This is a genomic window from Crocosphaera chwakensis CCY0110 (genome assembly GCF_000169335.1).
Taxonomy (GTDB): domain Bacteria; phylum Cyanobacteriota; class Cyanobacteriia; order Cyanobacteriales; family Microcystaceae; genus Crocosphaera; species Crocosphaera chwakensis.
This window is the reverse complement of sequence record NZ_AAXW01000015.1, coordinates 17,575-37,075: the sequence shown is the minus strand read 5'-3', so window position 1 is coordinate 37,075 and position 19,501 is coordinate 17,575. Positions and strand designations below refer to the sequence as shown.

The window sequence follows — 19,501 nt, the reverse complement described above, 5'->3', positions numbered from 1 at the left end:
AACTCGATTAATTAACTGGACATGGGATTTACTTGTACTAAGGTAAGCGAAATACATCTGCGAAAATACTATGATCTTGAGGACGGCGATTTTCGTTAGGGGAGTCATAAACAATCATCAGGGCGTTTTCATACCCTAAACAGGGATACAAAGCTAATCCTTCTGCATGATCAGAACCAATAGTAAAAGGTAAATTAAATAAAGTTTCGAGACAGTCTGCTTTTTGTTCCCATAAATTATTATGACTATAATCGAGTACATTTTTGAGACGAAAGACTTGCATTGCTCCTTCTAAATCCATTGTTGGACCAGCTAAAATGATTAAATCGTCCCCATTTAAACATAGTTCACGAATTCCCAAACCATTAAGATCAAGAAAATGTTTACGGTAGTAAGAACCGTCTCCTAAGTCTTTCAACGTGAGGATACCAGGAGCGGAATTTTCTAATTCAATTTCTATGATTATCGCCCAACCTCTTAACACTGGGCCACGCAATCCTAAAAATAATTTATGATCTTTTACGGCTAATCCTTCGATGTCAAAACCATTATCTTTTGAGGGAATATTCATCGTTAAAAATTTCCCTAAGTGTTCATCTTCTGCTAGTATTTCCATCAGTAAGTTATGATTATCAACTTTTTTGACGGAAGCAGCCGTTAAAGGGGTTTCTTCATCAACAGAATGACTACAAGTTTTGACTAATTCACCGTTTAATACTGGTAATCTGGCGATTAAATAACGATTAGGATCTCTTTCTATTTCTGAGAGATTTTTAATATCTTTTTTATTTTTTTTACCTTTAGTTTTGTTACGCTTAAGACTATGAGAACCAGTGACCCAAATATAACCGTCAGAGTAGTCAAGTCCTTCGATATCGACTTCTGAATCATGATCAAATAAGTCAATATAATCTTTTAGATGAAAGACTTTATGACCACCATAAATACCATCTCCCATTGGCGTTAATCTTTCTATAGAAAGGTATTCATCAGAACCAACCCAAAGACTACCATCTGGGGTACGAGTAACGGCAGAAATTTCTTCAATTAAATCATCGTCTTCACTTTGAAATTGTAACAAAATTCTAGTTAATAAAAAAGCATTCATAATTATATTCTCTATTAATAAGTGTTTAACCCGAACATTAAGGCAAAATTCGGGTTAGGTAACAGCAATGATTCTGTTTTGTGTAATTAGTCGATTTTTATAAAGCTAGTTAACTAAAAATCTAAACTAAAAAGTAAAGGAAATACATCTATCCAAAGACACATTAAATTAATGGGACTTGGAGGTTTTATACTATTGCTAATTCTACTTTTAGATAGATTAAATTTTTTGCTGGTTTGATTTAGGCTAGTGATATTAGTTATGTAAGTGAGGGAAAATTTTATGGCAGCTTCAACACCTCTCCATGAAAACGAATTAATTGACTGTGTCAGAGCCAATATAGGGAAAAATATAGCAACCGTAGCAGAAAGGGCCGGTTATGGTGAAAACATTGAGAAATTTGAAAAAGAGTTAAAAAAAGCTTATGAATCTATTGGCGTAGACATAGAAACGTTTGATGCTTTAAAAGAAAAAGAGCGAGAAAAAGAAAGAGAAAAGCGAGGAGTAGAAATTGCTCCTGAAACACCCAGTGACCTTTAAAATTATAGTAATCCAAACTTATTAAATTTGGACTTAATTATCACATATAAAGACTAATAAAACTTGCAAGAATCAACTCTGAACTCAGAAAGACAACTAACTATGTATTCTGGGTTCGGGGTATAATGTAGTTAAAATTTCACTTTCTATAATAGATAATTCTTCTAATCTTTTTTGTACCTTTTCCCTGTCAAAATAATGATCAGCTAATACCCAGTAAATACCGTAATGTCTGGCTTCTGATGCCATTAAACTACGGTAAAATTTAGCTAAATTTTCGTCAGGGCAATGTTTTCCTAGCAGTCCTAACCTTTCATGGGATCTCGCTTCTATTAAGGCTGCAACTAATAAAGAATCTAGACATCTTTGGGGTTCTTGGGTGCTAATTTCTGCTTTTAATTTAGCACCATAAGGAGGGGAAGAGAGAGGACCCAGGGGAATATTTTTCTTTTCTAACCATTGATTAACTTGGTCAAAATGTTCTAACTCTTCTTGTGCGATCGCTGTTAATTTCCTCACTAACATTGTGTTAGATGAATAACGAAACATTAAATTCAAAGCCACACTAGCTGCTTTTCTTTCACAATGAGAATGATCTAATAAAATTGTCTCTGAATTATTAATCGCTTGCTCAATCCAAGGGTCTTGAGTTGGTGTTTTGAGGATGTTTATTTTAGTTTTTTCCGTTAACATTTTAGAATTTAGCATAAGTTGATAGTATTGTAAATGATTATTAATGATTTAATCCTAATTCTCCCTCTAAAAAATCAATAAATTGTCTTGCTGTTCTTCCAGATCGCCCATTATGTTGAGTTGCCCATTGTTTTGCTCTAAATTCTAGCTCGTCTTTATCTATTTTAAGGTTAATTTGTGAGGCTAAATGATGGACAATATTGAGATAAGTATTTTGATTTGCTGGTTCAAACGTAAGGGTTAAACCAAAGCGATCGCTAAAGGATAGTTTTTCTTGTACGGTATCCCAATGATGCACCTCATCGGCATCTTTTGGACGGGGGCGATCATCGAAATATTCCCTAATTAAATGTCGTCTATTAGAAGTAGCATAAACTAACACATTTTTCGCTTTTGCTGTTACATTTCCTTCTAAAACAACTTTCAGAGATTTAAAAGCATCATTATCTTCTTCAAAGGATAAGTCATCTACAAATATGATAAACTTTTGAGGAATATGTCTTAATTGATCGACAATCATGGGTAAACTAGATAACTGAGATTTATTAACTTCAACCAATCTTAACCCTTGACTATAGTATTCATTTAATAACCCTTTCACTAAAGAAGATTTACCTGATCCACGACTGCCATATAACAAGATATTAAGGGCATTATAACCAGCTAATAAAATTTCTGTATTCTTCATTAATGTTTCTTTTTGAGACTCATAACCGACAATTTCAGTTAGGGTAATTGGATCAGCTTCACTAATCCCAATTAATTGCTTATTATGCCATTTTAAAGCTTTATATTGGGCAAAAATTCCTGTCCCATGTTGACGATAATGATTCGCTAATTGTTGTAAGCAATTAGCCCAATTATCTTCTTGATGAAGAAACGTATTATCTTTATTTTCAAATTCCCCAATAAAAGGAGAAAAAGGAACATTAGCTGCTTCTTTTACCCATTGACTAATGGCTTCAAGGGAAAGATTATATAAAGTGTTTAAAATGCGTACATCGTGTTCAGTAGCTTCGATTAAAGGTTTTGGTAAATCTTCTAAATCATAATATTGAACTTGTTGACTAAAGGGATTATCATCAACTAAGATTCTTCTAATCAGATAATCTTGCCAACTCATGCCTTGAGAAGCTAAATTTTTAAACAATAGACTATAAGCCTTAAGACAATTAATATCAATTGATTGCTGATTGCGAACATAAATTAAATTTAAAACTGACAAAAAAGCCTGTCCAATTTCATCGTCAAAAATAGATTGATATAACAGTAAAGAAGCAATCTCTTGATGAATAAGATGATAATAATTTAAGTCTTGATTCATGTTTCTTGACACAAAGCGTATGACTACAAGGGCATAATATATTATGACCTTACAAAACTTATCTGATAAATCTTTTTACAGAAGTTACATAATCAGTCATAATTGTAAAGAAATAATAACATTCAGTAAAAAGTAAAATAGTATTAGAATGGGTAAACAAAGGGTCTTATCAGGGGTACAACCAACCGGAAATCTTCACTTAGGAAACTATTTAGGGGCGATCCGCACCTGGGTAGATATACAAGATAACTATGATAACTTCTTCTGTGTAGTAGATTTGCACGCCATAACCGTCCCTCATAACCCCAAAACCTTAGCCCAGGATACTTATACCATAGCAGCCCTGTATTTAGCTTGTGGCATCGATTTAGACCATGCAACTATCTTTGTTCAATCCCATGTATCGGCACATAGTGAACTGGCTTGGTTGTTAAATTGTATCACCCCTTTAAACTGGTTAGAAAGGATGATTCAGTTTAAAGAAAAAGCCGTTAAACAAGGAGAAAATGTTAGTGTTGGCCTATTAGATTATCCCGTCTTAATGGCAGCCGATATCTTATTATATAACGCTGATAAAGTCCCTGTGGGTGAGGATCAAAAACAACATTTAGAATTAACCAGAGATATTGCTATCCGTATTAATGATCAATTTGGAAGCAAAAAAACCCCAATTTTAAAATTACCAGAACCCTTAATTCGTAAAGAAGGGGCAAGGGTAATGAGTTTAGCTGATGGAACTCGAAAAATGTCAAAATCTGACCCCTCTGATCTCAGTCGCATTAACTTACTTGACCCCCCTGATCTTATCAAAAAGAAGATTAAAAAATGCAAAACTGATCCCATCAAAGGGTTAGAATTTGATAATAAAGAACGTCCTGAATGTAACAATTTACTAGGTTTATATAGTTTATTGTCCCAAAAGAGTAAAGAAGAAGTCGCTACAGAATGCCAAGACATGGGATGGGGACAATTTAAACCATTACTGACTGAAACAACTATAGAAGCTCTCAAACCCATTCAAGAAAAATATCAAGCAATTATGGACGATAAAAATTACTTAGACTCTGTGTTACGAGACGGAAAAGAAAAAGCTGAAACCGTTGCCAATGAAACCCTAACTAGAGTCAAAGATGCTTTAGGATACCTACCCTTACCAACCAATGACTAGATAACCCCTCAGCGATCGCTTACTCCGATTGAAAAGATTAAAACATACCTAAACTATGATTAACCAATTTCGTCAAGCTGCTCAAAATAAAGAATTTTTGATCACCGCAGAAGTCACCCCACCAAAAGGCGGAAACCCGTCCAGAATGTTAAACATGGCTAAACAACTCAAAGGTAGGGTTCATGGGGTAAATATCACCGATGGTAGTCGCGCTGTATTGAGAATGTCCTCAATGGCAGCATCTGCTCTATTATTGCAATATGGCATTGAACCCATCTGTCAAATGACTTGTCGCGATCGCAATGTGATTGCCCTACAAGGAGACTTAATGGGGGCTTATGCGTTAGGATTACGCAATATTTTAGCCTTAACCGGTGATCCAGTTAAAGCAGGGGATCATAAAAAAGCAAGAGGCGTATTTGAGCTAGAATCTGTTAGACTATTGCAAATGATTGATAAACTCAATCGAGGCATTGATTTTAACGATAAACCCCTCCCCGATGAACCCTTAGACCTCTTTCCAGGGGCTGCTGTTGACCCTCAATGTGGCAGTTGGTCAGGGTTACAACGAAGATTTGAACGCAAAGTGGCCGCAGGTGCAAAATTTTTTCAAAGTCAATTAATTACTGATTTTGATCGCTTAGATAAATTCATGCACCAAATTGCTGCTAATACCGATAAACCAATTTTAGCTGGAATTTTTCTGTTGAAGTCGGCAAAAAATGCTCAATTTATTAACAAGAATGTACCAGGGGTAGAAATTCCTGAGAGTATTATTAAGCGATTAGCTGACGCAGAAGAACCCTTAAAAGAAGGGGTAAAAATTGCAGCAGAACAAGTTAAACTCGCTCAACAACTCTGTCAAGGAGTCCACATGATGGCTATTAAACGAGAAGACTTAATCCCTGAAATTTTAGATCAGGCTGGCATTGCCCCAATTGTTTCTAAATAAAAAATCTAGTATTCATGTTAAAAAGGATTGATAGCATAGAAAAAGAGTAAACCTCGTTACTTTTTAATCAAATGTCTCTTGATCCCTCTCCGTACCCTGTGATTTTTCAAGACCAAAAACCCAAACATCGTCGTCAGTCAAAACGTCGTCGTTCTCGAATCAAGCGATCGTGGCGTTACTTTTATTTGCGGTTTTTGCGCCTACGGGGAACGCCTCGCTATATTTCACGAGGGTTAGCCTTTGGGGTATTTGCTGGTTGTTTTCCTTTGTTTGGACTCCAAACTATCATCGGTGTTTTGTTAGCTATTCTCTTTCGTGGACATAAATTAGCTGCAGTTGCTGGAACCTGGGTTAGTAACCCTTTAACTTATGTGCCAATTTTTGCTTTTAATTACAAAATTGGAGAATTATTATTAGGGTTTGGGATCGGAGAAACTCAGGTTACTTTTCCCGATAATTGGCAATCTTGGGGCCAGTTAAAAGAATCAGGTTTAGTTTTTTTGGTAACGTTATTTTCGGGTTGTTTAGTGATAGGTGCGATCGCTTCAGTTGTAACTTATATTGTTAGTATACGATTTCTATATCGTTGGCGCAGAAGACGATAAGTTGTCATTGCGAGGGAGAAATTCTAGCTTAACCTATGATTCTCACTAAAAATACCCCGAAGCAATCAAGAGATTTGGCTATACCCACCTCTTGCAGCAATACGGCCTAACTAATACCAAATCCGCTCTAGATAGTATAGTATCAGGTGTCGGAGCAGGGAGCAGGGAGAAAAAACGTTACTCTACTAAAATAAGTGGATTTGGCATAAATAGTAAAACAAAAAAAATCAATTCTCAAGCGTTTAGGATAAAAATCGAAAAACCCCCTAACTTAATGCCAGGGAGTATAACCAAGTGAGTTTTACAATTGTTTTAGGCAACTGTCGCTACAGAACCGCCATCGACACGATAATCAGAACCCACAACAAAACTAGATTGTTGAGAACACAGAAAAGCGATAACGGCTGCAACTTCGTTGGCTTTTCCTCGACGGTTTAGAACAAGGTGAGGACGTTTATTTTCTAGAAATGTATCGATCGCTTGATCAAAACTGATATCCTTTTCTTTAGCCCGTTTTTCCATCATGGCATCAGTCATGGGAGTTTCAATATAAGCAGGAGAGACAGAGTTAACTAAAATTCCGTCTTTTGCATAAACTTTAGACAAATTTTTCGCTAAGTTGAGAATGGCTGCTTTGGCTGCACAATAGGGCATTTCGTCAGGGTAAGGTTGCACCGCATCTTCTGAACCGATTAAAACAACTCTACCCCATTGTTCTTTTTGCATCATGGGAATAAAGGCACGACAAACCCGAACAGCAGCCATAAAGTCAATTTCTAGGGTTTGATACCAGTCTTCGTCACTAAGTTCCAAAAAGTCTTTTGTTGCTCCTGTAATACCGGCACAATTAACTAAAATATGTAGGGTTCCAAAGCGAGTCAAAATTTCTTTTTTGGCAGCTTCGATGTCTTCTGGTTTGGTTAAATCTGCGGTTACGGGAATCACTTCCCCTATTTCGCTAATTTCTTCAGCATTAGCTTGTAATTGATCGGTTGTTTTATCAGAAAGAGCGATTTTGACTCCTTCTGCTGCTAATAGTTTGGCTGTTGCTTTCCCAATACCAGAGTCTGCTCCTGTAATGAGGGCAACTTTATTTTTAATTCCAAAATCCATAATTATTGCTGTTGAGAGTAAATTTTCACTTAACTACTAGGATTCCAATTTTTTGCTAATAATTTATCTTTCTAAAGATTGATTCTTGCTTAAATCATGAATATTCACTTCGTTGTAAAATCAACTTGGCAATTAAACCAGTCCATCCCGTTTGATGAGAAGCACCTAACCCTTTACCGTTATCGCCGTGAAAATATTCGCAAAACAGTAACAAATCTTGCCAATGAGGATCATTATTAAAGAGTTCCATATCTTTAAATACAGGACGGTTTCCTGATTCATTGGGTAAGAAAATATCAACTAAACGTCTTTCTACTTCTAGAGAAACGTCCCATAAAGTCATCATCTTTCCTGACCCCTTTGGACATTCAACCTTAAAATCATCTCCATAATAAAAGTCAAATTTTTGTAGGGCTTCAATTAATAAGTAATTAATGGGAAACCATACTGGACCACGCCAGTTAGAGTTACCGCCGAACATGGCTGTTTGTGATTCTGCGGGTTCGTAACCTATCGTATAAGTTTCGTTTTCTGTCTCAAATTTATAGGGATTATCAGCATGATAACGAGAAACCGAACGAATGCCAAAATCACTCAAAAATTCTCCTTCATCAAGCATTTTTTCGAGGAGAAGACGCAATTTATTTTGATCTACCATAGCTAATAATCGGCGAGAGTATTGACCACACCCTTCGAGACACGCTAAATTACGACTAAGTTGAGGACGATTCTTGACAAACCAATCAACTTGTTGACTAAAGTTAGGAAGTTTTTTTAATGTTTCACTTTCTATGGTTGTGACAGCCAAAAGAGGAATTAAACCCACAAGAGACCGAACTTTGAGATCAATATTTTCTCTGTTAGGTAAATCTAAAACATCGTAATAAAATCCGTCTTCTTCATTCCAAAGGGTTGCCCCTTCTGAACCCATATGATTCATGGCATCAACAATGTAGAGAAAATGCTCAAAAAATTTACTCGCCATGTCTTCATAAACATCATTTTCTTTGGCTAATTCTAAGGCAATGGTCAACATATTCAAACAATACATTGCCACCCAACTGGTTGCATCAGATTGGGTTAATTTTCCCCCTGTTGGTATGTCGCCTCCTCGGTTGAAAACCCCAATATTATCTAAGCCTAAAAATCCCCCTTGAAAGACATTATTTCCATCTTTATCTTGTCGATTAATCCACCACGTAAAGTTTAATAATAGTTTCTGAAATACTCTTTCTAAAAATTTCTTATCGCAGTTTCCATACATCTTTCTTTCGATGGTATAAATACGCCAAGCTGCCCAAGCTTGAACCGGAGGGTTAACACCGTTAAAGTCCCATTCGTAAGCGGGAAATTGTCCGTTAGGGTGCATATACCATTCACGGGTGAGGTGATGAAGTTGTGTTTTAGCAAATTCGGGGTCGATGGTAGCTAAAGGAATTAGATGAAATGCCCAATCCCAAGCTGCAAAATAGGGATATTCCCATTTATCTGGCATGGAAATGACATCATAAATGTGAATATGTTGCCAATCGCTATTATTTCCTTCTTTTCTCTCTTCTGGGGGTTTCGGTTGCTTGGGATCTCCAGCTAACCAGGTATCTATTTCATAGTAATAATATTGTTTGTTCCACAGTAAACCAGCAAACGCTTGTCGTTGAATATTACGGAGTTCGGGATTTTTTTCGTAGGGGGAAATTCTTTGATAAAATTCGTTGGCTTCTTGGTGGCGAGTATTGAAAATATTATGGTAGGTTTGATTAAACGGGGAGTCTAAATGAGGATTATCACACAGTCTTAGTGTGATCGTTTGCGTCTCTTCTCCTGGAATTTCTAAACAGTAATAAGCAGCGAATTTTGTGCCGATTTTATTAGGATTAACCGCTAATTCATCACCATTAACAATATAACGATTAAAGCCATCTTTCACATAGGGAGAGTTATTATCTGTATTAGATAATCGTTGGTAATTTGTTTCATTTTCAGTAAATAAAAGTTGTTCTGAGCCAGAACAATATAACCATCTTTTTCCTAACTCGTAATGGTTAGCTTCAATGATACTATAGTCTTCTTTATTTTCATAAATTTTTAAGTTTGGTTTGTGGGTTTCATCGTCCCAAGACCAAACATTACGAAACCATAAAGTAGGTAATAAGTGTAATTGTTTTAATTGTGAACTACGATTGGTAATATGAATTTTGATGAGAATATCTTCGTCACTTGCTTTGGCATATTCTACCGTAATATCAAAGTATTGATTATCATCAAAAATGCCTGTGTGGAGGATTTCAAATTCTCCGTCTGTTAATCCACGCTGTTTATTTTTTTCTTTTAATTGCTCGTAAGGAAAACAATTTTGAGGATACTTATATAAATATTTCATATAAGAATGAGTAGGAGTATTATCTAACTGAAAATAACACTCTTTAACATCTTCCCCATGATTGCCTTGTTTGTTAGTTAGTCCGAATAATCTTTCTTTTAAACAGGGATCTTGACCATTCCAAAACGATAGAGCAAAACATAATCTTTGATGATTATCAGAAATCCCTGCAATGCCATCTTCTCCCCAACGATAAGCCCGATAATGGGATTGTTCAAAACTGAAATAGTCCCAAGCTGAGCCGTCTTTACTATAATCTTCTCTGACAGTTCCCCATTGACGATCGCTTAAATAACAGCCCCATCGTCGCCAATAAGCTTGGCGTTCTCGATCTTCTTTTAATCTAATTTCTTCTTGAGTAAGTTGTTTTGATGATGACATATTTATCAATTATATTTTTAACAAATAACTTATTTGTATTGACAAAATAATATTTTTTGAGACCATGAGGTTTTGCCATGAGCATAACTGGAAACGGTACATTTAACCCCTATCTTATTTCGTCGTCTTAGAGCGCAGGGTTGCTCATCTATCTCAAAGCGATGACCTCTGTGTCTCATAAGTATAAAAATCTGTTGCAATAGGGCGTAAAAAATAACTAGGCAGCTAATTGTCCGCCAGTCACGTCATACAGCGCACCTGTAACAAAACTACTATCTTCAGACGCTAAAAAGACATAAGCAGGGGCAAGTTCTTCAGGTTGGGCTGCCCGTTTCATAATTCCGTCAGTATCGTAATTATCAACTTTTTCTTCTGGCATCGTCGCAGGAATATTGGGAGTCCATACAGGGCCTGGAACCACTGAGTTAACGCGAATACCGCGATCGCCAAGATTTTGCGCTAGGGACTTGGTAAAGCTATGGACAGCCCCTTTAGAGGTAGCATAATCAACTAGCATTCCTTTGCCCATTTTGCCTACAATACTACCGGTATTGATAATCGTATCCCCAGATTCTAAGTAGGGAAGGGCTGCTTTTACCATATAAAAATAGCCAAAAACATTCGTTTCCATGGTGCGACGAAACTGTTCAAGGGAAATATCCTCAAACTTTTTCTGAGTCATTTGATAGGCTGCATTATTAACTAAAATCGTTAATCTGCCAAAGCGATCAATCACTTGTTGAATTGCTTGTTCACAGTTTGAATAGTCACGAACATCCTTTTTAATAACTAAACAGTCTTTATTAGCTATTTCTTTGACCTTTTCTTTGGTATCTTGAGCGTCTTGATCATTTTGGTCGTATAAAATAGCTACCTCTGAACCTTCTAAAGCATAGGCGATCGCCACAGCGCGACCAATACCGGAATCTCCTCCTGTGATAATAGCCACTTGATTTTGAAGTTTATTGGCAGATTGATAATTAGATAAATCACTATCCGGTTGAGGAGTCATGTCTCGTTGAGAGGCAGGATAGTCTAACTGCTGGCCAGGAATATCTTGTGGAGTAGGACGACGTTTTTGATTTACCATAGTTTTAAAATTTTGTGATAGGAGATTTAACTACACCGATTGCGATTCTTAATTTCAGAGATATATTTTCTCTGAGATAATTTATAGTATCTATTTAATATTGTAAGAAGAATAATTATTTTGAAAATATCTCATAAGTTAGATTTTTTTATAAGTAAATAAAAATTATAATTATTTCTTCTTTCTGCCAAAAAATTGCTCTTATCAATTTATATTTTCTCAATTGAGAATATTATTTATTTCAGACTTTAGATAGAGTGCTTACTAATAAATAATTGTTTAAATAAATAATAAGTAAGATTACTTTGTCGTCACAATTTATTTATAATAGTCTATGTCAACCGAAGCAAAACCCCCCATAATAGAACAAACAGGTCTTAAAGATAGTCTTCCTATTCCTCCTGACCAACAAATGCCAGTATCCAGTCCTCAAGCCCTAAAGCAACGCTTAGACTGGGGTGAACCTGGATTGACGATTCTTGATGCTCGTGATAATGAATCATTTTTAAAAGAACATATTACAGGAGCGATGCTACTGGAATTTGTTGAAGATAGTATTTCTTCTATGTCTCGCGATCGAGATATTTATGTTTACGCAGACGGAGAAGAAAATGCTAAACAAGCAGCCGAAAAATTGCGAAATAAAGGCTTTAATCGTGTTTCTCGCATTGAAGGCGGTTTAAAAAAATGGAAGAGTATTGCCGGTCCTACAGAAGGAAGAGCAGCATAATTTCAATAGCCATTTGAATTAAAGAAATACTATTGACAAAACTTAGGGAAGGCTTTTACTGAATAACTAAATAATTCAGGTTGAAAGCCTCCCCTTTTAATAATTTTCAGTGACCAGCGACCGAAAACTAAAAAAATTCATGGAAGGACTCACAGGAAAAAATGTTTTAGTAACCGGGGCGACTTCCGGTATTGGACAAGCGATCGCAGCTCGTTTAATGGCTGAAGGTTCTAATGTTGCTTTAAATTATCGTAATGATATTAATAAGCTTGACGATACAAAAAATATGATAAAAAAAATGACTTCCAAAATGGATAATAAAGGAGGTCAGTATCTACCTGTAGAAGGGGATGTTTCTGAAGAAAAAGATATCTTGAGAATGTATGATGAAGTAATAGAAAAATGGGGAAGTTTGGATATTTTAGTTAATAATGCAGGGATTCAAATAGATGATCCCTCAGAGCAAGTGGAAACCGATGATTTTGATAAGGTAATTAATGTTAATCTTCGGGGTGCTTATCTTTGTGCAAGAGAAGCCATTCAACACTTTTTAAAGACAGAAAAAAAAGGGATTATCCTTAATGTTTCGAGTGTCCATGAAATCATTCCCAGACCTCAATATGTCAGCTATGCTATTAGTAAAGGTGGGATGAAAAGCATGACCCAAACGTTAGCATTAGAATATGCTCCTTATGGTATTCGGGTCAATGCGATCGCTCCTGGTGCGACAGATACATCGATTAATGATGATTGGCTTGATGATCCTCAGAAAAAACAACAAATGAAACGTCGTATTCCTTTAGGTAGAGTGGGAACTCCCGAAGAAATGGCAGCAGCGGCCGCTTTTTTAATGTCTGATGAAGCGCAATACATAACAGGACAAACACTTTTTATCGATGGTGGTATGACCCTTTATCCTAACTTTTTGAATTCATAAAAGAAACCCTCTCTTGAAATGGACTGGATTCTACCTCAATCTGCTTAACCCGAACTCAGGTTAAGGTTAGTTGTTTCTGGGATTGCATTTTAAAATTTGGTGGTGAACATTTGTATTGATTGCAAGGCTAAACAAACAATTAACGAACCCGATGACCAATATCACGACGATAATATTTACCAGGAAAATCAATGGTTTCGATACAACCATAAACTGTCTCAATAGCTTGGTTAAAATCTTTACCCATCGATGTCACCCCTAACACTCGTCCCCCGTCGGTTAATAAGCGATCGCCTTCTAACTTTGTTCCTGCTTGAAACACCGTTGATCCTAAAGTTTCGGCTTCAGTGATCCCTGTAATCACTTTTCCTGTTTCATAGCTTCCAGGATAGCCATCAGACGCAGCAACCACACATACTGCACTACCGTCGTACCATTGTAAGGGGGGAAACGCTTCTAAACGGCCTTCAATACAAGCCATTAATAACTCATCTAACGGCGTTTCTAATAGAGGTAACACTGCTTGAGTTTCGGGATCACCAAAGCGACAGTTATATTCTAGAACTTTGGGATCGCCTTCTGGTGTCACCATTAACCCGGCATACAGTACCCCACAATAATTAATACCTTGTTGACGCAATCCTGTAACAGTGGGTTCTAAAATTTCTCTTTGCACCCTTTCTAATAACTCAGGGGTTGCGATGGGTGCTGGTGCATAGGCCCCCATTCCGCCGGTATTGGGTCCAGTGTCTCCTTCTCCAATGCGTTTGTGATCTTGTGCTGGTAATAGAGGCCGTACAGTTTTACCATCGGTGAGAGCTAAAATAGAGACCTCTTCCCCTTGTAAATATTCTTCGACGACGATTAAATCAAAACCCGTGGTCATTAATTCATCTACTGCAGCTTTTGCTTCTTCGACAGTTTGAGCCACGATAACCCCTTTTCCGGCCGCTAAGTTATCTGCTTTTACAACGATAGGCGCACCTTGTTGGGTAATATAAGCTTTTGCTGCTTCTGCATCGGTAAATGTTTCTCCTTGAGCGATCGCAATACCAGCATCGGCCATCAATTTTTTAGCCCAAGACTTACTTGATTCAATTTGCGCCCCGGCTTGAGTGGGTCCAAATACTTTAATGTTGTAGCGTTGTAGATAGTCAGTAATGCCTTTAGCTAAGGGAACTTCTGGCCCAACAACAACGAAATCGATGTTTTTTTTCTGGACATAATCAGCAATATTAGCAAAGTCATCCACTGCATAAGGAAGATTCTCGCATTTTTCTAATAAAGCGGTTCCCCCGTTTCCAGGGGTACAAAAACACTGTTCTACTTGAGGTGACTGAAGTAGTTTCCAAGCTAGGGCGTGTTCTCGCCCTCCATTTCCCACAACTAAGACTTTCACGCTTTAATCATACATAAAATAAACCCATAGACATCATAAGTCTGTGAGTGTTACCATTGCAATCTAATTGTCATAGACTGATCAATGATCAGTGATCACTGGTCACTGAAAAAAGATGTTTCGCCTTTATTCTGCTCATTCCTTAGGACAAAAATGGATTGAAAACTATCAAGGATTTTCACCCATTTTTGCTTGTATTTTGGGCTTTACTGAGACAGGTTTAATTCCTGGCATTTCGGCAGCCGGTGCCACTCCAGAAGCGAGAAAATATACAGCGATCGCCGATGCAGAATTTTTAATTAACGGGGTTCAATCTTCTTATCACTATCCTTTACCGCCTTTAAGTCAAGGGGTTTCTCCTGTTTTTATTACTCGCGCTGTGGTAGAAGCTTGTGACATTCCTGTTTATTTATTTAATGCTGGTTTACCTATCGTTCCATCTGTTCCTTTTATTGATCTAGGGGGACAACCGGCACAGTGTTTAACCACAGGAAAAGCATTACCCTTACCGTTAGTTTATGACTTGTTTCAACAAGGATTAAATTGGGGTGAAAAATTAGCAAAAAATCATACAAAAAATTATTTAATTTTCAGTGAATGTGTTGTGGGTGGCACAACAACGGCTTTAGCTATTCTAATCGGCTTAGGAATTAATGCTATGGGAAAAGTGAATAGTAGTCATCCTCATTGTAATCATAAACAAAAAGAATTAATTGTCAAAAAGGGTTTTGAAAATGCTGGTTTTTCTAATAATTTAGAACTAATTAATCCTTTTAAATTAGTAGCTGTTGTAGGTGATCCTATGCAAATTTTCGTAGCAGGAATGGCTATTGCTGCTAGTAATAAAACAGGGGTGATGTTAGCTGGAGGAACCCAAATGTTAGCAGTTTATGCTTTAATTAAAAGTATTATTAATACCTCTGAATATGATGTGAATCTAGATAATATTATTGTGGGTACAACACGCTGGGTAGCAGAAGATTTAACAGGGGATACTGTTACTTTAGCTGAAGCTATTGGGACAGTTCCTTTATTAGCCACTCAATTAAATTTTTCTTGTTCTTCTTATCAACAATTAAAAATGTATGAACAAGGTTATGTTAAAGAAGGTGTGGGTGCCGGCGGATCTGCGATCGCTGCTTCTTTATCTTATCATTGGACTCAAGAAAAGTTATTAAATGATATTGAAAATCTTGTTAAGAATTATCACAGAATAATTAATAATTAATCTTATCATATAGGATTTTCAAAAAGCTTTAGAAAGACCCGCTTGTTTTAAAACAGCATTAGCAGTATGACGAGATTTAATTGTCCCATCCACAACAAATCTTTTCTGTGTTATTGGACTGTACCAAATTTCATGATCACCTTTACCTTGACGTTCAAAATAACATCCTGCATCCGAAAGTAATCTTTTTAGTTGAGGCGTAAATGAAGAAGGCATTTTTAAGAAGCAAGTGAAATAATTTCTTGACGATGACAAATTAATTCCATTTGAATCAACCCTTGATAATTTTCTTCTAGCATCCCATTTAATATTAACAATTCTGGAATCATTACTCGTAACTTATCATTAAGATTCTCTAATGTATCTGCTTCTGTTGCTAACCCTAAAACATCTTGGCTAGTTGCAACCCAAACCTCTGCTTCACTGTCCCAAAACGCTTGTATATTGTAAACTTTCGGTTTTTTCATCGATGTCTCTATAGCTTTTAATATTCTATTTTAGTGTAGAAGATATTTAATAACTTTTAAAATAAGGTGATAGGAATGTGAGCATCTTGCTCACTCGCGGGAAAAATAGCAAGCAGGATGCTTGCACTCCGTGAAATCTAAGACACACTTTTAGTTAAAACAGTCCACTACAAGATTGACGCACCGCAAATAGGATCTCTTCGAGATCACACTGGTTGTAGTTAAATCTATTGTACAATACCGTAGATACCGCCATCACTGGTAGCAAAAACAGTTTTAAAATTCCATCCACTTTCTACTTTTATACAATTATTGCTTGCCCAACTAGCAGAACCATTTTGCCAACCTTATAAAAAATATAATTTATAATTCCAATTTATGACATACAAAATTCTTATTTCTAGTGTTGCTGAAGCAGAGACTGATCAAATTTTCTTGTCAATTTTTCAAAGGCTTTCTCAAGAAAAAGCTAAAGAATGGTATAAATGTAAATACAAACTTTAATAAACTTCTTCTAGTATTCTAATTTAATATTAATAATTTCTAATACAGGAAATTACAGGAAATAGTCTCAATGTTTCAATTACTATCAACTTATTTTTTATTAACTTCTTTGAACTTGTATGACCAATCATTAAAGTATCCATCAATGACTCGTTATCAACCCATTGAAAATAATAAAATACTTGCTCAAAACAGAGAAAAAAATGAACAATTTAATCAATTAAAACAAGAATTAGAAAAAGCAGGATTTGAGGTTATTTTAGCATTACCCCCAAAAAGAGGAGCCTATGGACTCTTACAAGTTACCACAAAAAAAATATGGATTAATCCTGTGGTTTTTGATCTGCATATTGCCTTACCAACCCTTATCCATGAATCGGTTCATGCGTCCCAAGTTTGTGCAGGAAACGGCGAAATAACTGCATTAGGATTAACCCTAGAACCCATCAATCAAGCGCGTCCTTTTTTTCAAGGTTATCGAGATATTCATCGTAAAGACTTAGAAAGAGAAGCGTATACGGTGCAAACTCAACCCAATAGTTTTGATTTAGCTTTATCTTTACTTAGAGAAAAGTGTAACTTATAAGTAAGGTGGGCATTACCCACCCTACTATTAACTACTTCAATTTTCCCCTAACACTTCTTGGAAATTAAACTCAGGGGCAGCTAAAACAAAGACAGTGGTGGGTAAATCTTCAGTCCAGTGTTGTAGTCTTTCATAGTTAGAAACAAAAAGTTTATCGTCACTGGGAGAGGGCATTCCTAAAAAGATAAAGTCAGCCCCTTGAGACGACTGTTTCAGAATAGTGGCAAAGGTGCGACCATTGGCTACAATAATCTCAGATACGGCATCAATGCGTAAATCTTGGACTAATTTATCTAAGTTATTTTGAGCTTCATTGACAGCCGTTTCATCTGTTACCACTAACTTGAGATGAATCTCTCCTTTTTGCCATTTCGGATTAGAGTGGAGTAGATATGCCAAAATCAACATTAAGCTTCCATTGCCTTGTATTCCACCACCCCACCAAACGTCGATACGAAAACGACGATTTTTAGACTCATGCCAGGGATCATAGGATAAATTAGGATTTTCTCGCAGCACAATAACATTCCGTTGTGCCTTATAAAGATTAGCGATCATTTGACAATAGCGATCGCGGTGAGTGGTTTGTTGAGAATCACCCAATAAGATTGTGTTCGGAACAATCGATCCTAACCCATAGGTTTCTACGAGTCTTTCCGCACCATCAAAGGGATCAGGTGCTGTAATCAATCTCACTAACGCTTGTACTCCACGACGTTGTAAATAGTCTCTGATACGCCTTTCTAATACCGCTTGACGGGCAACATCCCGTGATCCTTGAGGTAAAACACTCGACACAGTGATTAACCCTCGATTATGGGTTAACGCTTGGGCTAACTGAATTAACGGCCAGCGTTTGGTTGGCGCACCAGACAAGACCAAAAATTGAGGCCGCCAATTTTTTGTATCATCGGTGTGATCGGTTTGTAAAATGGCCATGCGTAAAATAGCCATCCAAATACCCCGTCGTACATCTCCCCACGTCACCATCAACTCCCGTTGACGCACCCAAAAATAGATGGCGATGACCACAATAGCAGCAACACAGGTGGCCAGAGCATCGATGAGAAACATCACCCCTAAACAGCCAACGGCACCTAATAAGGATAACGCCCAATGCACCTTAAAAGAGGGACGAAAAGACGGACTATTTAATAACCCTTCTACCCCAGCAGAAATATTTAAGACCAGATAAGTGGTTAAGAAGAACATGGTTAACACGGGGGCAATAATATTTAAGTCCCCAATGCAAACCGCAGCGATCGCTACGGCAAACGTCACCAATGTGCCTATTTTTGGTTCATCGTTGGGACCGCTACCTTGTCCTAAAAAGCGCATCCAATGGGGTAAAATACCGTCTCTGGCTAACGCTTGAAGAATACGCGGGGCCCCTAAAATACTACCGATGGCACTACTGAGGGTTGCTCCCCAAACCCCTAACGAAATGGCTGGTCCCCATAAGGCCATTCGTTGCATAATTAAGGGTTCTGCAATTAAGGTGCTACTATTAGCCCGCATCGCCATAAAAATAGGTAAAACCAAATAGATTAAAAAGCCGGTTCCTACTGCAGCTAAGGTTCCAATGGGTAAGGCTTTAATGGGATCTCGTAAGTCCCCTGACATATTCACCCCGGCCATGATCCCAGTTACCGCCGGAAAGAAGACTGCAAACACAGCCCAAAACGGTTCTTTATTGTTAACCCACAGTTCGATATGGGTTTCTTCGACGGAATGACCGAAGAAAAAAGAGAATAACGATAAGACAATGGCCGCCATGATAAAGTATTGGGCTTTAATGGCAATATCAGCCGAGGTAAACGCTAAAATTCCCACTCCAACGGTAACAATCAAGGCGATGTAGAGTTGACTCAGACCCAAGTCAGGAAAGGTAGTTACTACACTTTCAGCAAAACCAATGGTGTATAGAGCGACGGAAAGGGCTTGGGCAAAATAAAGGGGAATGCCTACTGCGCCACCAGTTTCCACTCCTAGAGAGCGACTAATCATATAATAAGCCCCTCCCGTTCTAACAACGCGATCTGTGGCGATCGCACAAACGGAAAGGGCGGTTAAAAAGGTAATACTGTTGGCTAAAACAACAATTAAAATCGTCCCAATTAATCCTGAGTTCCCTACCACCCAACCAAAGCGTAAATACATGATTACGCCCAGGATGGTCAAAATAGAAGGGGTATAAACACCCCCAAAGGTTCCTAAGCCGGACGGGTTTTCTTCGAGAGGAGACTGAGGGTTTGGGGGTTGTGGTCGAAAGGGCAATTTCACAGACGATTATGAC

18 protein-coding genes are annotated in these 19,501 nt (G+C 37.3%); 8 read left to right on the top strand and 10 right to left on the bottom strand.

Annotated elements, in window-relative coordinates; translation table 11 throughout:
• Positions 1 to 37: 37 nt before the first annotated feature.
• On the bottom strand, positions 38 to 1,108 hold the full coding sequence (locus CY0110_RS11655; protein WP_008275635.1) for a DUF3616 domain-containing protein: 1,071 nt from the start codon (positions 1,106 to 1,108) through the stop codon (positions 38 to 40).
• Positions 1,109 to 1,390: 282 nt separating this feature from the next.
• On the opposite strand from CY0110_RS11655, the gene CY0110_RS11650 reads away from it, so the two are divergent.
• Positions 1,391 to 1,648, top strand: coding sequence for a hypothetical protein (locus CY0110_RS11650; RefSeq protein WP_008275634.1), 258 nt, complete (start codon positions 1,391 to 1,393; stop codon positions 1,646 to 1,648).
• Positions 1,649 to 1,744: 96 nt separating this feature from the next.
• Here CY0110_RS11650 and miaE read toward each other — a convergent pair whose 3' ends face one another.
• Together miaE and CY0110_RS11640 are read right to left on the bottom strand one after the other, a co-directional pair.
• Complete coding sequence (miaE, locus tag CY0110_RS11645) at positions 1,745 to 2,341, bottom strand: tRNA-(ms[2]io[6]A)-hydroxylase (RefSeq protein WP_035799247.1); 597 nt, start codon at positions 2,339 to 2,341, stop codon at positions 1,745 to 1,747.
• 40 nt (positions 2,342 to 2,381) lie between these two features.
• Positions 2,382 to 3,665: an ATP-binding protein gene (locus CY0110_RS11640; RefSeq protein ID WP_008275632.1), complete on the bottom strand. Its 1,284-nt coding sequence runs from the start codon at positions 3,663 to 3,665 to the stop codon at positions 2,382 to 2,384.
• Positions 3,666 to 3,813: 148 nt separating this feature from the next.
• Here CY0110_RS11640 and trpS point away from each other — a divergent pair, with 148 nt between their 5' ends.
• The 3 genes from trpS to CY0110_RS11625 all read left to right on the top strand — a co-directional run bounded on the left by trpS (position 3,814) and on the right by CY0110_RS11625 (position 6,390).
• Positions 3,814 to 4,833 (top strand): tryptophan--tRNA ligase, encoded by a 1,020-nt coding sequence (gene trpS / locus CY0110_RS11635; protein WP_008275631.1) that lies wholly within the window; start codon positions 3,814 to 3,816, stop codon positions 4,831 to 4,833.
• A gap of 55 nt (positions 4,834 to 4,888) precedes the next feature.
• Entirely contained in the window at positions 4,889 to 5,785 is an 897-nt protein-coding gene (locus CY0110_RS11630; protein ID WP_008275630.1) for a methylenetetrahydrofolate reductase, read from the top strand.
• Between the two features lie 71 nt (positions 5,786 to 5,856).
• Positions 5,857 to 6,390 (top strand): DUF2062 domain-containing protein, encoded by a 534-nt coding sequence (locus tag CY0110_RS11625; protein ID WP_008275629.1) that lies wholly within the window; start codon positions 5,857 to 5,859, stop codon positions 6,388 to 6,390.
• Between the two features lie 312 nt (positions 6,391 to 6,702).
• Here the strand turns inward: CY0110_RS11625 and CY0110_RS11615 are convergent, their stop codons facing one another.
• The 3 genes from CY0110_RS11615 to CY0110_RS11605 form a co-directional block, all read right to left on the bottom strand.
• Entirely contained in the window at positions 6,703 to 7,503 is an 801-nt protein-coding gene (locus CY0110_RS11615; protein WP_008275627.1) for an SDR family NAD(P)-dependent oxidoreductase, read from the bottom strand.
• Positions 7,504 to 7,597: 94 nt separating this feature from the next.
• Positions 7,598 to 10,264, bottom strand: a complete 2,667-nt coding sequence (locus CY0110_RS11610) for an MGH1-like glycoside hydrolase domain-containing protein (protein WP_008275626.1) — start codon at positions 10,262 to 10,264, stop codon at positions 7,598 to 7,600.
• A 217-nt stretch (positions 10,265 to 10,481) separates the two neighbouring features.
• Complete coding sequence (locus tag CY0110_RS11605) at positions 10,482 to 11,354, bottom strand: SDR family oxidoreductase (RefSeq protein WP_008275625.1); 873 nt, start codon at positions 11,352 to 11,354, stop codon at positions 10,482 to 10,484.
• A gap of 334 nt (positions 11,355 to 11,688) precedes the next feature.
• Here CY0110_RS11605 and CY0110_RS11600 point away from each other — a divergent pair, with 334 nt between their 5' ends.
• Both CY0110_RS11600 and CY0110_RS11595 read left to right on the top strand, forming a co-directional pair.
• On the top strand, positions 11,689 to 12,084 hold the full coding sequence (locus tag CY0110_RS11600; RefSeq protein WP_008275624.1) for a rhodanese-like domain-containing protein: 396 nt from the start codon (positions 11,689 to 11,691) through the stop codon (positions 12,082 to 12,084).
• 139 nt (positions 12,085 to 12,223) lie between these two features.
• A complete protein-coding gene (locus tag CY0110_RS11595; RefSeq protein WP_008275623.1) occupies positions 12,224 to 13,021 on the top strand; it encodes a glucose 1-dehydrogenase in 798 nt (265 codons plus the stop codon).
• A gap of 139 nt (positions 13,022 to 13,160) precedes the next feature.
• Here the strand turns inward: CY0110_RS11595 and purD are convergent, their stop codons facing one another.
• Positions 13,161 to 14,420: a phosphoribosylamine--glycine ligase gene (gene purD, locus CY0110_RS11590; RefSeq protein ID WP_008275622.1), complete on the bottom strand. Its 1,260-nt coding sequence runs from the start codon at positions 14,418 to 14,420 to the stop codon at positions 13,161 to 13,163.
• 115 nt (positions 14,421 to 14,535) lie between these two features.
• On the opposite strand from purD, the gene cobT reads away from it, so the two are divergent.
• Positions 14,536 to 15,648 (top strand): nicotinate mononucleotide-dependent phosphoribosyltransferase CobT, encoded by a 1,113-nt coding sequence (cobT, locus tag CY0110_RS11585; RefSeq protein ID WP_008275621.1) that lies wholly within the window; start codon positions 14,536 to 14,538, stop codon positions 15,646 to 15,648.
• A gap of 18 nt (positions 15,649 to 15,666) precedes the next feature.
• On the opposite strand, the gene CY0110_RS11580 is transcribed toward cobT, so the two are convergent.
• Positions 15,667 to 15,864 carry a type II toxin-antitoxin system HicA family toxin gene (locus CY0110_RS11580; protein ID WP_008275620.1) on the bottom strand — a complete coding sequence of 66 codons (198 nt, stop codon included), beginning with the start codon at positions 15,862 to 15,864 and terminating at the stop codon, positions 15,667 to 15,669.
• A 2-nt stretch (positions 15,865 to 15,866) separates the two neighbouring features.
• Entirely contained in the window at positions 15,867 to 16,115 is a 249-nt protein-coding gene (locus tag CY0110_RS11575) for a DUF1902 domain-containing protein (RefSeq protein WP_008275619.1), read from the bottom strand.
• A gap of 574 nt (positions 16,116 to 16,689) precedes the next feature.
• Here CY0110_RS11575 and CY0110_RS11570 point away from each other — a divergent pair.
• Positions 16,690 to 17,205: a hypothetical protein gene (locus CY0110_RS11570; protein WP_008275618.1), complete on the top strand. Its 516-nt coding sequence runs from the start codon at positions 16,690 to 16,692 to the stop codon at positions 17,203 to 17,205.
• Positions 17,206 to 17,241: 36 nt separating this feature from the next.
• Here the strand turns inward: CY0110_RS11570 and CY0110_RS11565 are convergent, their stop codons facing one another.
• Positions 17,242 to 19,488: an amino acid permease gene (locus CY0110_RS11565; RefSeq protein WP_035799226.1), complete on the bottom strand. Its 2,247-nt coding sequence runs from the start codon at positions 19,486 to 19,488 to the stop codon at positions 17,242 to 17,244.
• Between the last annotated feature and the right edge of the window lie 13 nt (positions 19,489 to 19,501).

Bases quoted from the DNA above. Each gene is read 5' to 3' on its own strand.
- CY0110_RS11655 (WP_008275635.1), bottom strand. From the start codon at position 1,108: ATGAATGCTTTTTTATTAACTAGAATTTTGTTACAATTTCAAAGTGAA.
- CY0110_RS11650 (WP_008275634.1), top strand. From the start codon at position 1,391: ATGGCAGCTTCAACACCTCTCCATGAAAACGAATTAATTGACTGTGTC.
- miaE (WP_035799247.1), bottom strand. From the start codon at position 2,341: ATGTTAACGGAAAAAACTAAAATAAACATCCTCAAAACACCAACTCAA.
- CY0110_RS11640 (WP_008275632.1), bottom strand. From the start codon at position 3,665: ATGAATCAAGACTTAAATTATTATCATCTTATTCATCAAGAGATTGCT.
- trpS (WP_008275631.1), top strand. From the start codon at position 3,814: ATGGGTAAACAAAGGGTCTTATCAGGGGTACAACCAACCGGAAATCTT.
- CY0110_RS11630 (WP_008275630.1), top strand. From the start codon at position 4,889: ATGATTAACCAATTTCGTCAAGCTGCTCAAAATAAAGAATTTTTGATC.
- CY0110_RS11625 (WP_008275629.1), top strand. From the start codon at position 5,857: ATGTCTCTTGATCCCTCTCCGTACCCTGTGATTTTTCAAGACCAAAAA.
- CY0110_RS11615 (WP_008275627.1), bottom strand. From the start codon at position 7,503: ATGGATTTTGGAATTAAAAATAAAGTTGCCCTCATTACAGGAGCAGAC.
- CY0110_RS11610 (WP_008275626.1), bottom strand. From the start codon at position 10,264: ATGTCATCATCAAAACAACTTACTCAAGAAGAAATTAGATTAAAAGAA.
- CY0110_RS11605 (WP_008275625.1), bottom strand. From the start codon at position 11,354: ATGGTAAATCAAAAACGTCGTCCTACTCCACAAGATATTCCTGGCCAG.
- CY0110_RS11600 (WP_008275624.1), top strand. From the start codon at position 11,689: ATGTCAACCGAAGCAAAACCCCCCATAATAGAACAAACAGGTCTTAAA.
- CY0110_RS11595 (WP_008275623.1), top strand. From the start codon at position 12,224: ATGGAAGGACTCACAGGAAAAAATGTTTTAGTAACCGGGGCGACTTCC.
- cobT (WP_008275621.1), top strand. From the start codon at position 14,536: ATGTTTCGCCTTTATTCTGCTCATTCCTTAGGACAAAAATGGATTGAA.
- CY0110_RS11580 (WP_008275620.1), bottom strand. From the start codon at position 15,864: ATGCCTTCTTCATTTACGCCTCAACTAAAAAGATTACTTTCGGATGCA.
- CY0110_RS11575 (WP_008275619.1), bottom strand. From the start codon at position 16,115: ATGAAAAAACCGAAAGTTTACAATATACAAGCGTTTTGGGACAGTGAA.
- CY0110_RS11570 (WP_008275618.1), top strand. From the start codon at position 16,690: ATGTTTCAATTACTATCAACTTATTTTTTATTAACTTCTTTGAACTTG.